The following is a 14,437-nucleotide window of genomic DNA, read 5'->3' as shown; positions in this document are numbered from 1 at the left end:
GTGTTCCTGACGCGGGCATGCCCAGTCGATTAGGCTGCGCGGACGGTTCCTGACTGGAGGTACGCATGGGTCGTCCTGGCGTGCGGAAGCTGTCGGTCCTGGCGGTGTCGGTCGCCGTCGTGTCGGTGGGGGCCACGGCGCCACCCACGGTCGCGGCGCCACCCACGGCCGCCGTGCCGCCCACCGCCGAAGCGCAGGCCGCATCCTCGAAGGGCCCGGCGCCGAAGAGCCCCGTCGCTGTGGGGCACGGCGGCGCCGTCGCCAGTGTCGACGCGGACGCCTCCGCCGCCGGGATCGAGGTGCTGAAGCAGGGCGGGAACGCCGTGGACGCCGCCGTCGCCACCGCCGCCGCGCTCGGTGTCACCGAGCCCTACTCCGCGGGCATCGGCGGAGGCGGCTACTTCGTCTACTACGACGCCACGTCCCGTGACGTGCACACCCTCGACGGCCGTGAGACCGCGCCCCTGAGCGCCGGGTCCGATCTCTTCCTGGAGAACGGCAGGCCCGTGCCCTTCGCCGAGGCCGTCACCAGCGGCCTGTCCGTCGGCACCCCCGGCACCCCGCTCACCTGGCGCTCCGCCCTCGACAAGTGGGGCAGCAAACGCCTGGGCAGCCTGCTCCGGCCGGCCGAGCGGCTCGCCCGGGACGGCTTCACCGTCGACTCCACCTTCCGCGACCAGACCGCCGCCAACGAGACCCGCTTCCGCCACTTCCCGGACACCGCCGACCTGTTCCTGCCCGGCGGACGGCTCCCGGTCGTCGGAAGCACGTTCAAGAACCCCGACCTCGCCCGCACCTACGCCGCACTGGCCCGCGACGGCGTCGGCACGCTCTACCGGGGCGACCTCGCCGAGGACATCGTCGACACCGTCAACGAGCCGCCCGTCGACCCCGCCTCCGGCTGGAACGCCCGCCCCGGCGACCTCACCGCCAAGGACCTGCGGTCCTACCGGGTGCGGTCCCAGGCGCCGACGAAGACCTCGTACCGCGGCCTCGACGTCTACGCCATGGCGCCCTCCTCCTCCGGCGGCACCACCGTCGGCGAGGCCCTCAACATCCTGGAGCGCACCGACCTCTCCGGGGCGAGCGACGTCCAGTATCTGCACCGGTTCATCGAGGCCAGCCGGATCGCCTTCGCCGACCGGGGGCGCTGGGTCGGCGACCCGGCCTTCGAGGACGTACCCACCGAGGAACTGCTCTCGCAGCGGTACGCCGACTCCCGCGGCTGCCTCATCAAGGACGACGCGGTGCTCAGCAGCCCGCTCGCCCCCGGCGACCCCCGCAAGCCGGTCCCCTGCGGGGCCGGGGGGACCGCGGCGCCGACGACGTACGAGGGCGAGAGCACCACCCATCTGACGACCGCCGACCGGTGGGGCAACGTCGTCTCCTACACCCTCACCATCGAGCAGACCGGCGGCAGCGGGATCACCGTGCCGGGGCGCGGGTTCCTCCTCAACAACGAACTGACCGACTTCTCCTTCGCCCCCGCCAACCCGGCCGTCCACGACCCGAACCTCCCCGGTCCCGGCAAGCGGCCCCGCTCCTCCATGGCCCCGACGATCGTGCTCGACCGCCACGACAAGCCGGTCGTCGCGCTCGGTTCGCCGGGCGGCGCCACCATCATCACGACCGTGCTCCAGACCCTGACCGGGCTCCTCGACCGGGGGCTGCCCCTGGTCGACGCCATCGCCGCGCCCCGCGCCAGTCAGCGCAACGCCGCGCAGACGGAGCTGGAACCCGGGCTGTACGGCGGTGAGGCGCGTCCCGCGCTGGAGGCCATCGGGCACTCGTTCCGCGCCAACCCCGAGATCGGGGCGGCCACCGGGGTGCAGCGGCTCGGGGACGGCACCTGGGTGGCCGCGGCGGAGACGGTACGGCGGGGCGGGGGAGCGGCGATGGTCGTACGGCCCGTCCGGTAGCGGGTGCGGGTGCGGCCCGTCCGGTGCCGGGTGCGGGTGCGGGGGCGGCGCGGCTGGGCGCGCGGTTTCCCGAGTCCCTAGGTGGGGGTGGGTGACGTCTCTTCCGGTGATGTCTCCTCCGTGCGGAAGGTGAGTCGGCCGTCCGACACGTCCACCGTCACCTGGGAACCCTCCCGCACCTCACCGTTCAGCAGCAGGCGCGAGAGCTGGTTGTCGACCTCGCGCTGGATGGTGCGGCGCAGGGGGCGGGCGCCGTACTCCGGCTGGTAGCCCTGGCGGGAGAGCCAGTCGACGGCCGCGGGGGTGAAGCCGACCGCGATGTCCTGGGCGTGCAGGAGGCGGCGGGTGCGTTCCAGGAGCAGATCGGTGATCCGGTGGAGCTGCTCCGGGGTGAGACGGCGGAAGACCACGATCTCGTCGATACGGTTGAGGAACTCCGGCCGGAAGTGCTCGCGCAGCGGACGCAGGATCTGCTCGCGGCGGGCCTCCTCGTCCGCCTCCGCGCCGCCCGCGCCGAAGCCGATGCCCGCCCCGCGCCGGCCGATCGCCTCCGAGCCGAGGTTGCTGGTCATCACGACGACCGTGTTGGTGAAATCGACCGTACGGCCCTGGGAATCGGTCAGCCGGCCGTCGTCCAGCACCTGGAGCAGGATGTTGAAGACATCCGGGTGGGCCTTCTCCACCTCGTCCAGGAGCAGGAGCGCGTACGGGTGGCGGCGCACCACCTCGGTCAGCTGGCCCGCCTCCTCGTGGCCCACATAGCCGGGCGGGGCGCCCACCAGACGGCTGACCGTGTGCCGTTCCTGATACTCGCTCATGTCCAGGCGGACCATCCGGTCCTCACTGCCGAACAGGGCCTCCGCGAGAGCGCGGGCCAGTTCCGTCTTGCCCACACCGGTCGGGCCGAGGAACAGGAAGCTGCCGATCGGACGGTCCGGGCTGGCGAGCCCGGCACGGGACCGCAGCACCGCGTCCGAGACCGCCTTCACCGCCTCGTCCTGGCCGATCACCCGGCGGTGCAGATGGTCCTCCAGGCCCAGCAGACGGTCCTTCTCCTCCTCGGTGAGCCGGCTCACGGGAACACCGGTCAGCCGGGACACCACCTCGGCGATCGCCTCACCGGTCACCTCCAGGTGCCGGCCCTCGTCGGCCTCGTCCCCGCCGGACGCCTCCGCGATCCGCTGCTTCAGCTCACCGAGCCGGTCCCGCAGCCGGGTCGCCTCCTCGTACTTCTCGTCCGTGACCGCCTGGTCCTTCTCCCGGGTCAGCCGCTCGGCCTCACGCTCCAGGGCCCGTACGTCCGTGCCCTTCGTACGGGACCGCAGCCGCACCCGGGCGCCCGACTGGTCGATCAGGTCGATCGCCTTGTCCGGCAGCCGGCGGTCGGTGAGATAGCGGTCGGACAGCTCCACGGCCGCGTCGAGCGCCTCGTCGGTGTAGCGGACCTGGTGGTGGGCCTCGTAGCGGTCGCGCAGCCCGCGCAGGATCTCCAGCGCGTCGGCCGGGGTCGGCTCGGGCACCAGGATCGGCTGGAAGCGGCGGGCGAGGGCCGCGTCCTTCTCGATCCTGCGGTACTCCTCCAGCGTGGTCGCGCCGACGATGTGCAGCTCCCCACGGGACAGGGCGGGCTTGAGGATGTTCCCGGCGTCCATCGCGCCGCCGCCCTCGCCACCCGCGCCCGCCCCGACGACCGTATGCAGTTCGTCGATGAAGACGACCAGTTCGTCCGAGTGGGCGCGGATCTCGCCGACGATGGTGGTGAGCCGCTCCTCGAAGTCGCCCCGGTAGCGGGTGCCCGCGACCACGGCGGTGAGATCGAGGGCCACGACCCGGCGTCCCGCCAGTATGTCCGGTACGTCGCCGTCCGCGATGCGCTGGGCCAGACCCTCCACGATGGCGGTCTTGCCGACGCCCGCGTCACCGATGAGCACCGGGTTGTTCTTGCCGCGCCGGGACAGCACCTCGATGGTCTGCTCGATCTCCTCGTCCCGGCCGATCACCGGGTCGATACCGCCCTGCCGGGCCAGTTCGGTCAGGTCGCGGCCGTACTTGTCGAGCGTCGGGGTGGAGGTGGGGCGGGGGCGCTCCGCGCCGGGCCCACCGGGCGCCATGGCCTCCGGCGGCTCCTGCGGCAGGGGGCCCGGGGTGAAGCGGGCCGCGTTCAGGATGTGCCCCGCCGCGGAGTCCGGGTTGGCGGCGAGGGCGCTGAGCACATGCTCCGGGCGGATGTAACCGGCGCCGCTCGCCCGCGCCAGGTCGTGCGCGTCCAGCAGGGCGCGCTTCACGGCCGGGGTGAGCGAGAGCGAGGTCAGCGGCGGGGCGGCGGCCTCCTGGTCCTGGGCCGGGCCGGTCCGGTCGTCGATCTGCGAGGCCAGCGTGTCCGGATCGGCGCCGGAACGGGCCAGCAGCCCGCGGGTCGGCTCCGCCGCGAGGGCGGCGCGCAGCAGGTGTTCGGTGTCCAGGTCGCGGCTGCCGTGCTCGGCGGCGTACTGGGCGGCCCCGCGCACCAGGTCCCTCGCCGGGGGGCTCAGCAGCCGGCCGATGTCGATCTGGCGGGGGGCGGGGCGGGGGCCGCCGAAGAAGCGGGCCAGGAACTCGCCGAAGGGGTCGCCGTCCGGGAGGCCGGCGGGAGGGTAGCCGCTGGTCATGGCAGGTCCGTTCCGCTGGGGGGCGTGCGTACCTGTTGAGTACCTTCGCACGTCCGTGGGAAACGGGCATGTTCGAGGCGGGCGTGCGGGCGGGGGTGGGGTCGGGGGTGGGGTCGGGGGTGGGGCGCTTGCGCGGGAGGGAGGCGGGGTGGTGTGGCGGGTGCGGGTTGGGTGTGGCTGGTCGCGCAGTTCCCCGCGCCCCTTCGGGGCGTTGCCGCGGGGGTCGGTCGGGGGGTGGGCGGGGTCAGGGGGTGGGGTCTGTTCTGGCTGTCAGGATGCGGGGGCCCGCGTCTGTGATGGCCACGGTGTGTTCCACGTGGGCGGCCCTCGTGCCGTCGTTCGACTTCAGGGTCCAGCCGTCGGGGGCGACATGGAAGTCGTCCCGGCCGCCCGCGATCAGCATGGGCTCGATCGCCAGGGCCATCCCGTGGCGCAGCCGCATGCCCCGGCCGGGGCGGCCCTCGTTGGGGACGGCCGGGTCCTCGTGCATATGGCGGCCGATGCCGTGGCCGCCGAAGTCCTCCATGATGCCGTAGCCCGCGGCGCGGCAGACCGTGCCGATGGCGTGGGCGATGTCGCCGATCCGGTTGCCCACCACCGCCGCCTCGATCCCGGCCGCCAGCGCTCGCTCGGCTGTCTCGATCAGCCGCAGATCCTCCGGGCGGGGACTGCCCACGACGAAGCTGATCGCCGAGTCACCCACCCAGCCGTCCAGCTCCGCGCCGCAGTCCACCGACACCAGGTCGCCCGGGCGCAGCCGGTAGTCGGTCGGGATGCCGTGCACGATCGCGTCGTTCACCGAGGTGCAGATCACCGCGGGGAAGGGGACCTGCGCGAAATGCGGCCGGTAGTTGAGGAACGGCGCTCCCGCGCCCGCCTCCCGCAGCACCGCGCGCGCCACCTCGTCCAGCTCCAGCAGGGAGACGCCCACGTCGGCGGCCTCGCGTGCGGCCGTCAGGGCACGGCCCACGACCTGGCCCGCGGCGTACATGGCGTCGAGCGATGTGTCTGTCTTGAGTTCCACCATGCCAATTACTATACCGGTATAAGAATAGTGCTCCGGCTATACTGGCCCCATGGTGCGCACCCCTTTGACTCCGGAAGAGCGCGAACGCGGCGAGCGGCTCGGCCGCCTGCTGCGCACGGCGCGCGGCGATCGCAGCATGGTGGAGGTCGCCGCGAGCGCGGGCATCTCCGCGGAGACGCTCCGCAAGATCGAGACGGGGCGGGCGCCGACACCGGCGTTCTTCACCGTCGCCGCGCTGACCCGGGCCCTCGGCCTGTCCCTGGACGACCTGGCGTGCGACTGCACACCGGTGGTGCCGGCGCAGGCGGTCGCCTGACGACGCGCACTCCTCCGAGGACCCGGTGGGGAGTTTCCCGCGCCCCCGCTGAAAACCTCCCGTAGCAACGCTGTAACACGCTTGGTGTTCGCTGAGGCCCCGAAGTGCTCCGACGGTGCAGAGGCTGGGCGATGGGCGTGGATCAACTCCCGGGACGCTTGCGGGAGTTCGGGAACTACCTGAGTGGGCTGCTGACGCGGCTCGACCAGAGCGCCGGCTGGTGCGGGGTGTTCTGGCAACGTGACCCGGAGGGCATGCGAGCCTGCCTCGACGGGCGTGAGGTCCCGCCCTGGGACGTGGTGGAGTCGGTCCTCCAGGACCTCGCCACCGTCTACGGCCCCGAGGTCGCCGCACGGGAACAGGTGCGGGCCCGTGCGCTGCACGCCGCCGCCCTCGCCGCCCATGACGCGCTGCCCGGCGCCCGCGCCTCCCTCGACGACCGGCTCGACGCCGTGCTCCGCGAGCAGCGGTACGCCGCCGCGCGGCTCGCCGCGCTGGACCACGCTCTGAAGGCCGCCGCGAGCCGCGCCGACGCCGACACCCTCCGTCTCGACCTCGCCTGGGCCCGCGACGACCACGCCCGCGCCACCGCCCGCTGCGCCGAACTCCGCCGCCGTATCCAGCACCTGGCGGAGGCGCCGGCGGGCCCGCGCGCAGGCGGGGTTCCCCCGCCACGGGGGGACGGCTGGGAGGGGATGGTGGGAGGCGCCGTGTCCGGGGTCGACCGTGTTGACCGAGTCGATCCTGATCAGCCTGTTGACCGGGTCGATCACGTTGCCCGTGTTGACCGGGTGGACCGTGCTGCTCGTGTTGACCGGGCGGGCCAGGCTGGTCCTGTCGACCGGGCGGGCCAGGCTGGTCCTGTTGACCGGGTCGACCACGCTGTCCGTGTCGACCAGGTCGACCACCTTGCTCGTGTCGACCGGATTGACCTCGTCCATCGTGTTGACCGAGTCGACCACGCTGCCCGCGCCGACCAAGCCGAACGCGCTGCCCCTGTTGACCGAGTCGACCACGCTGCCCGTGTCGACCGGGTCGATCGCGCTGCCCCTGTTGACCGAGTCGACCACGTGAATCGCTTCGGCCGATTCGACCATGTAGACCGAGTCGACCGAGTGAACCCCCCCGACCCCCTCGGCGCCCTCGGCTCCCCCGACCCCCTCGGCTCCCCCGCCCCCCTCGGCTCCCCCGCCCCCCTCGGCCCCCCCGACCCCTTCGACCGCTTCGAGCACTTCGAGCACCTCGACCCGGAACCCAAGACCCCACCCCGCAGCACTCACGACCCCGCCCCACCCCCTCACCCCACCCCCGAACCCGCCCGGCCGGGCGCCACGCCCTCCCCGCCCCCCGCCCGGAAACGCCGCCGTGGCAGTGCCCGATTCGCCGGGATGCCCGACGGGGACACCGACGCCGCCCCCCTCGTCGTACCGGACACCTCCCCGCCCAGCCCCCCGACCCCTCAGGACGCCGCCCCCGCCACCCCGCGCGGAGCGCGTTTCGCCGGGGTCGCGGAGACCGAAGGGGACGCGGTCGCGCCCGTCCCGGCCCTGGACGCGGCCACCGCCCGTGACATCGTCGACACCGTGCGGCGGCTCGTGGCGCTGCGGCGGGAAGGGCGGACCGGGGAGGCGCACGCGCTGCTCGTGGAGGTCGTGCACTGGCCCGCCGAGCGGTTCCCGGTGGTCGCCGGTGAGCTGGAGCGGGCCGGGCTGGGGGCGGACTGGGCGACCCTGCTGTGGGAGGCGGCCTCGCTGCCCGTCGACCGGCTGGTGGCGGCGGCGGACACGCTGGTCGCGGCCGGACGCGGCGAGGACGGGCGGCGGATGCTGCGCGAGGGCGTGGCCCGGCCGCCCGCCGAGATAGGGCGGGCGGTGGCGGCCCTGGACGGGCGGGGACGGCGGCGTGAGGTGACCGTGCTGCTCGACGCGTACGTTCGGGTCCGCACCCCTGAGGACGCCGCCCGCTGCGCCCGGGCCGACCCGGAGCATCTGGTGCCGCTGCTGCTGGCCGCCGCCCGGGCCGTCTCGGAGGAGCGGTACTGGGACCTTGTGCACGCCCTGCGCGTGGCCGGCTTCGGAGGGTGAGCCGTCGGCCCCGGACCCCGGCCGCCCCGTGCTCGTCCAGCGGAGTGCGAAACGAGGGGCGACACCCCGGCGTGACGGCAATGGTCTTGGCAAGGCCCGCACGGGGGCATACGTTCGTGCCTCTACGTCCGCTTCTACGGGCGTAGAGGCTGACGTCCCGTCGAAGGAGCAGCTCATGGCGAACGTCGTCCGCGCCGCTCTGGTCCAGGCCACCTGGACCGGCGACACCGAGTCCATGCTGGCCAAACACGAGGAACACGCCCGCGAGGCCGCCCGGCAGGGGGCCCAGGTCATCGGGTTCCAGGAAGTCTTCAACGCCCCCTACTTCTGCCAGGTGCAGGAGCCCGAGCACTACCGCTGGGCCGAACCCGTGCCCGACGGCCCGACCGTGCGCCGTACCCGGGAACTCGCCCGGGAGACCGGCATGGTCGTCGTCGTCCCCGTCTTCGAGGTCGAGCAGTCCGGGTTCTACTACAACACCGCGGCCGTGATCGACGCCGACGGCACCTACCTCGGCAAATACCGCAAGCATCACATCCCGCAGGTCAAGGGCTTCTGGGAGAAGTACTACTTCAGGCCCGGCAACCTGGGCTGGCCGGTCTTCGAGACCGCCGTCGGCAAGGTCGGCGTCTCCATCTGCTACGACCGCCACTTCCCGGAGGGCTGGCGGCAACTCGGCCTGGGCGGCGCCCAACTCGTGTACAACCCCTCCGCCACCTCACGCGGCCTCTCCGCCCACCTGTGGCGGCTGGAGCAGCCGGCGGCGGCCGTCGCCAACGAGTACTTCGTCGCCGCCATCAACCGGGTGGGGCGGGAGGAGTACGGCGACAACGACTTCTACGGAACCAGCTATTTCGTGGACCCGCGCGGGCAGTTCGTGGGAGAGGCCGCCAGCGACACGAAGGAGGAACTGCTCGTGCGCGACCTCGACTTCGGACTGATCGACCAGGTGCGGCAGCAGTGGGCCTTCTACCGCGACCGCCGCCCCGACGCCTACGAAGGACTGGTACAGCCGTGACCAAGGACCTCCTCGCCCGTCACCGCTCCGTGCTGCCCGACTGGCTCGCCCTCTACTACGAGGACCCGCTGGAGATCACCCACGGCGAGGGCCGTCACGTCTGGGACGCCGAGGGCAACCGCTACCTCGACTTCTTCGGCGGCATCCTCACCACCATGACCGCCCACGCGCTGCCCGAGATCACCAAGGCCGTGAGCGACCAGGCGGGCCGGATCCTGCACTCCTCCACGCTCTACCTCAACCGGCCGATGGTCGAACTCGCCGAGCGCGTCGCCCACCTCAGCGGCATCCCCGACGCCCGCGTCTTCTTCACCACCTCCGGCACCGAGGCCAACGACACCGCGCTCCTGCTCGCCACCGCCTACCGGCGCAGCAACACGATCCTGGCGATGCGCAACAGCTACCACGGCCGCTCCTTCAGCGCCGTCGGCATCACCGGCAACCGGGGCTGGTCACCCACCTCCCTGTCCCCGCTCCAGACGCTCTACGTCCACGGCGGCGTCCGCACCCGCGGCCCCTACGCGGCTCTCGACGACGACGCGTTCATCGCCGCCTGCGTCGCCGACCTCAAGGACCTGCTCGGCCACACCCGCCCGCCCGCCGCGCTGATCGCCGAGCCGATCCAGGGCGTCGGCGGCTTCACCTCCCCGCCCGACGGGCTGTACGCCGCCTTCCGCGAGGTGCTCGCCGAACGCGGGATCCTGTGGATCGCCGACGAGGTGCAGACCGGGTGGGGCCGCACCGGCGAGCACTTCTGGGGCTGGCAGGCCCACGCCCGCAGCGGCCCGCCCGACCTCGTCACCTTCGCCAAGGGCATCGGCAACGGCTCCTCCATCGGCGGCGTCATCGCCCGCGCCGAGATCATGAACTGCCTCGACAGCAACAGCATCTCCACCTTCGGCGGCACCCAGATCACCATGGCGGCCGGCCTCGCCAACCTCACCTACCTGCTGGAGCACGACCTCCAGGGCAACGCCCGACGGGTCGGCGGCCTGCTCATCGAACGGCTGCGGGCCGTCGCCGCCCAGGTCCCCGCCGTACGGGAGGTACGCGGACGCGGACTGATGATCGGCATCGAACTGACCCGGCCCGGCACCGACCAGGCCGACCCCGAGGCCGCGTCCACCGTGCTGGAGGCGGCCCGGGCCGGCGGACTCCTCATCGGCAAGGGCGGCGGCCACGACACCAGCGCGCTGCGGATCGCACCGCCCCTGTCGCTGACCGTCGCGGAGGCCGAGGAGGGGGCCGCCGTCCTCGAAGACGCTCTGCGGAGCCTCGGGTGACGGCGGAGCGAGGAACATGACATGACCGCCGACGGCCGGCCCACCGGCCCGTACGGGCCCCGGCGCCCCCGGCCACCGCACCGGGGGCCGCACGAGTCCGCCCCGGCCTGGCCGGTCCCGGACCCCGCGGAGATCCTGGAGCCGGTGCTGTCGGTCCGGCAGATCCTGCTGCTGGAGCGGGTCCTCGCCGGGGAGCCCGAGGTGGTGGCCGGGGCGCGCCGGCTGGACCGGCCGGTGCGCTGGGTGCATGTCGCCGAGGCCGCCGACGTCGGGGTCATGCTGAGCGGCGGCGAGATGGTCCTCACCACCGGTGTCCTCCTCGCCGGGGACGAGGAGAAGCAGGCCGAGTACGTCCGCTCGCTGCACCGCGCGGAGGCGGCGGCCGTCGTGCTCGGCCTCGGCCGCGCCTTCCCCGCACCGCCCGACACCATGCGAAGGGTCGCCGAACGCTGCGGGCTGCCCATGGTCGTCCTGCACCGCCCCTTCCCCTTCGCCCAGCTCACCGAGGAGGTCCAGTCCCGGCTGGTCCGGCGCAAGTTCGCCGCCGTCAGCCTCTCCGAGTCCGTCCGCACCGAACTCACCGCCCTGATCACCGCGGGCGCCCCGCTGCAACGCCTGCTGGACGAGGTCGCCCGGCACAGCCAGTGCCCGGTCGTCGTCGCCAACCTCGCCCACCGGGTCCTCGCCACCGCCGGGGAACGGCCCGCCGTGGACGACGTCCTGCGCGACTGGGAACGCATCGCCCGCCAGGCGGGCCGCGGCGAGGGCGCCGGCTGGATCCGCGCCGAACTCGGCGGACGCGGTGAGCGCTGGGGCCAGATCGTGCTGTGCGGGCACCGCGGCGACACCGCCACCGGACGGCTCCTCGCCGACCGCGCCGCCGAGGCCCTCGTCCTGCACCGGATGCTCGGCGGCCCGTCCGGGAGCTGGGAGGAGCAGTCCGCGCACAGCCTGCTCACCGACCTGGTCAGTGGCGTCGTACCGGCCCGGCAGCTGCTGCCGCGGGCCCGCGCCGCCGGACTCCCGGTCAACCGGCGCACCTTCGTCCCCCTGGTGGTCCGCGACCGCACCCCCGACCAACTGGACCGGGTCCTGCGCCTCCTCGGTCTGCCCGGGCTCGTCGCCGACCTCGCCGACGGCGCCACCGCCGTCCTGCTCAGCCTCCCCCGCGACCAGGACGCGCTCGCGCTCACCGCCCACTTCGCGGCCCGGCTGCGGGCGGCGGGACCGGCGATCGTGGCCGCGGCGGACGCCCGTACCGGCTGGGACGAACTCCCCACCGGACTGCGCGAGGCCCAGCACGTGGCCGACGCGGTGGCCGACTCCGCGGCGGCCCTCGACCTGCCCGACGTGGTCCGCCTCAAGGACGTCCACCTGCGCGGACTGATCCGGCTGCTGCGCGACGACCCGTACGTCCAGTCCTTCGCCGAACGCGAACTGGACGGACTGCTCAGCGCGGCCGACGAGGGCCTCCTCGCCGTGCTGCGCACCTATCTCGCCACCGGCCGCAACAAGTCCCGTACCGCCCAGCTCCACCATGTCTCCCGGCCCGCGCTCTACCGCCGGCTGGAGGCGATACAGACCCGGCTCGGGGTCGACCTGGACGACTTCGAACAGGCGGCCTCCGTACACATCGCGCTGCTCGCACATGACGCGCAACAAGGATGAAACCTGCGACGACCTGGGAAAACGGCGGTGAAACATGCGTCAGGGCAGGAGTGACACGGTGACACGCCGGACCCCCGCATCCGTGACACGGTGCACCTCAACGACGGCTCCCGGCCTTCCTACGCTCACCGGACACCGAGCTACCGGAGGTCCCGATGAGCCGCGTGATCCGTGCCGCCGTCTTCCAGACGGCGTGGACCGGCGACAAGGAATCGATGATCCAGGCGCACGAGCAGGCGGCCCGCGACGCCGCCGCCCAGGGCGCCCAAGTCCTCTGCTTCCAGGAGTTGTTCTACGGACCGTACTTCTGCCAGGTCCAGGATCCGGCGTTCTACGAGTACGCCGAGCAGATCCCCGAGGGGCCGATCGTCCAGCGCTTCCAGGCGCTCGCCCGCGAACTGGGCATCGTCCTCGTCCTGCCGATGTACGAGGAGGAGCAGCCCGGCGTGCTGTACAACACCGCCGCCGTGATCGACGCCGACGGCTCCTACCTCGGCAAGTACCGCAAGACCCACATCCCGCAGGTCAAGGGCTTCTGGGAGAAGTTCTACTTCCGGCCCGGCAACGGCGGCTGGCCCGTCTTCGACACCGCCGTCGGAAAGATCGGCGTCTACATCTGCTACGACCGCCACTTCCCGGAGGGCTGGCGCGCGCTCGGCCTCGCGGGCGCCGAGATCGTCTTCAACCCCTCGGCCACCTCGCGCGGCCTGTCCGCCTACCTCTGGCAACTGGAGCAGCCGGCCGCGGCCGTCGCCAACGAGTACTTCATCGGCGCGATCAACCGCGTCGGAGTGGAGGACCTGGGCGACAACGACTTCTACGGCACGAGTTACTTCGTCGACCCGGAGGCCCAGTTCGTCGGCGAGGTCGCCAGCGACAAGGAGCCCGAACTGGTCGTCCGCGACCTGGACATGGCCAAGCTGCGGGAGGTCCGCGACCGCTGGCAGTTCTACCGCGACCGCGAGCCGCACACCTACGGCCCCCTGACGGCCCCGTAGGACGCCCCGCCCGACAACGCCGCTGCCCTTGCGAGGACGGCACCAGCCAGTCAGAAGAGGGACCATGAGCACCCGTACCGTCATCAGAGGCGGCCTGGTCATCACCGCCGCAGACGAACTCCACGCCGACCTCCTCATCGAGGACGGCAGAATCGCCGCCCTGGCGGCCTCCGGCACCACCGCGGCCCACTCCTGGACGGCGGACACCGTCGTGGACGCCACCGGCAAGTACGTCATCCCGGGCGGCGTGGACGCCCACACCCACATGGAACTCCCCTTCGGCGGCACCTTCGCCTCCGACACCTTCGAGACCGGCACCCGCGCCGCCGCCTGGGGAGGCACCACCACGATCGTGGACTTCGCCGTGCAGAGCGTCGGCCGGAGCCTGCGCGAGGGCCTCGACGCCTGGCACCAGAAGGCCGAGGGCAACTGCGCGATCGACTACGGCTTCCACATGATCGTCTCCGATGTCCACGAGGAGACGCTCAAGGAGATGGACCTCCTGGTGCAGGAAGGAGTCACCTCCTTCAAGCAGTTCATGGCCTACCCCGGCGTGTTCTACAGCGACGACGGCCAGATCCTGCGCGCCATGCAGCGCTCCGCCGACAACGGCGGCCTGATCATGATGCACGCCGAGAACGGCATCGCGATCGACGTCCTCGTCGAGCAGGCCCTCGCCCGCGGCCAGACCGACCCCCGCTACCACGGCGAGGTCCGCAAGGCACTGCTCGAAGCCGAGGCCACCCACCGCGCCATCCGGCTCGCCCAGGTCGCCGGCGCCCCCCTCTACGTCGTGCACGTCTCGGCGGCGGAGGCGGTCGCCGAACTGACCCGCGCCCGCGACGAAGGGCTCAACGTCTTCGGCGAGACCTGCCCCCAGTACCTCTTCCTGTCCACCGACAACCTCGCCGAGCCCGACTTCGAGGGCGCCAAGTACGTGTGCAGCACCCCGCTGCGCCCCAAGGAGCACCAGGCGGCGCTCTGGCGCGGCCTGCGCACCAACGACCTCCAGGTGGTCTCCACCGACCACTGCCCGTTCTGCTTCACCGGCCAGAAGGAACTCGGCCGCGGCGACTTCTCCAAGATCCCCAACGGGCTGCCCGGGGTGGAGAACCGGATGGACCTGCTGCACCAGGCCGTCGTGGACGGCCATCTCTCCCGCCGCCGCTGGATCGAGATCGCCTGCGCCACCCCGGCCCGGATGTTCGGCCTCTACCCGAAGAAGGGCACCATCGCCCCGGGCGCCGACGCCGACGTCGTCATCTACGACCCGCACGCCGAGCAGGTCGTCTCCGCCGAGACCCACCACATGAACGTCGACTACTCGGCCTACGAGGGCAGACGGCTCACCGGCCGCGTCGAGACCGTGTTCTCGCGGGGCGTCCCCGTCATCACCGAGCGGGAGTACACCGGCCGTGCCGGACACGGCGTCTACACCCCCCGCTCCACCTGTCAGTACCTCAACTAGGAGGGGCG

The 14,437-nt window shown here is 72.7% G+C and carries 11 protein-coding genes; 9 read left to right on the top strand and 2 right to left on the bottom strand.

Translation table 11 applies throughout. The annotated features are described in order from the left end of the window. The first annotated feature begins 65 nt into the window (after positions 1–65). Positions 66–1,919 (top strand): gamma-glutamyltransferase, encoded by a 1,854-nt coding sequence (gene ggt, locus ACIQNG_RS18415; protein ID WP_401486123.1) that lies wholly within the window; start codon positions 66–68, stop codon positions 1,917–1,919. Between the two features lie 77 nt (positions 1,920–1,996). On the opposite strand, the gene ACIQNG_RS18410 is transcribed toward ggt, so the two are convergent. Continuing rightward, positions 1,997–4,567, bottom strand: coding sequence for an ATP-dependent Clp protease ATP-binding subunit (locus tag ACIQNG_RS18410; protein ID WP_401486120.1), 2,571 nt, complete (start codon positions 4,565–4,567; stop codon positions 1,997–1,999). A gap of 244 nt (positions 4,568–4,811) precedes the next feature. Continuing rightward, a complete protein-coding gene (gene map, locus ACIQNG_RS18405; RefSeq protein ID WP_401424881.1) occupies positions 4,812–5,594 on the bottom strand; it encodes a type I methionyl aminopeptidase in 783 nt (260 codons plus the stop codon). Positions 5,595–5,643: 49 nt separating this feature from the next. Here map and ACIQNG_RS18400 point away from each other — a divergent pair, with 49 nt between their 5' ends. The 8 genes from ACIQNG_RS18400 to hydA all read left to right on the top strand — a co-directional run bounded on the left by ACIQNG_RS18400 (position 5,644) and on the right by hydA (position 14,429). Next, positions 5,644–5,910, top strand: a complete 267-nt coding sequence (locus ACIQNG_RS18400) for a helix-turn-helix domain-containing protein (RefSeq protein ID WP_401424879.1) — start codon at positions 5,644–5,646, stop codon at positions 5,908–5,910. Between the two features lie 729 nt (positions 5,911–6,639). Continuing rightward, entirely contained in the window at positions 6,640–6,984 is a 345-nt protein-coding gene (locus tag ACIQNG_RS18395) for a hypothetical protein (RefSeq protein ID WP_401486118.1), read from the top strand. A 41-nt stretch (positions 6,985–7,025) separates the two neighbouring features. Then, positions 7,026–7,994, top strand: coding sequence for a hypothetical protein (locus ACIQNG_RS18390; RefSeq protein WP_401486116.1), 969 nt, complete (start codon positions 7,026–7,028; stop codon positions 7,992–7,994). Between the two features lie 175 nt (positions 7,995–8,169). Then, complete coding sequence (locus ACIQNG_RS18385) at positions 8,170–9,012, top strand: nitrilase-related carbon-nitrogen hydrolase (protein WP_401424876.1); 843 nt, start codon at positions 8,170–8,172, stop codon at positions 9,010–9,012. Then, on the top strand, positions 9,009–10,295 hold the full coding sequence (locus ACIQNG_RS18380; RefSeq protein ID WP_401486114.1) for an aspartate aminotransferase family protein: 1,287 nt from the start codon (positions 9,009–9,011) through the stop codon (positions 10,293–10,295). Before ACIQNG_RS18385 ends, ACIQNG_RS18380 begins: the two co-directional genes overlap by 4 nt. Before the next feature lie 21 nt (positions 10,296–10,316). Continuing rightward, positions 10,317–11,963, top strand: a complete 1,647-nt coding sequence (locus tag ACIQNG_RS18375) for a PucR family transcriptional regulator (RefSeq protein WP_401486112.1) — start codon at positions 10,317–10,319, stop codon at positions 11,961–11,963. 155 nt (positions 11,964–12,118) lie between these two features. Then, positions 12,119–12,961 carry a nitrilase-related carbon-nitrogen hydrolase gene (locus ACIQNG_RS18370; protein WP_401424873.1) on the top strand — a complete coding sequence of 281 codons (843 nt, stop codon included), beginning with the start codon at positions 12,119–12,121 and terminating at the stop codon, positions 12,959–12,961. 64 nt (positions 12,962–13,025) lie between these two features. Next, positions 13,026–14,429 (top strand): dihydropyrimidinase, encoded by a 1,404-nt coding sequence (gene hydA / locus ACIQNG_RS18365; RefSeq protein ID WP_401424872.1) that lies wholly within the window; start codon positions 13,026–13,028, stop codon positions 14,427–14,429. Positions 14,430–14,437: the final 8 nt, after the last annotated feature.

Origin of the sequence: Streptomyces sp. NPDC091377, from assembly GCF_044757045.1 — a bacterium.
GTDB lineage: Bacteria > Actinomycetota > Actinomycetes > Streptomycetales > Streptomycetaceae > Streptomyces.
The sequence above is the reverse complement of the archived record's forward strand: the minus strand, read 5'-3'. Positions and strand labels throughout refer to the sequence as shown.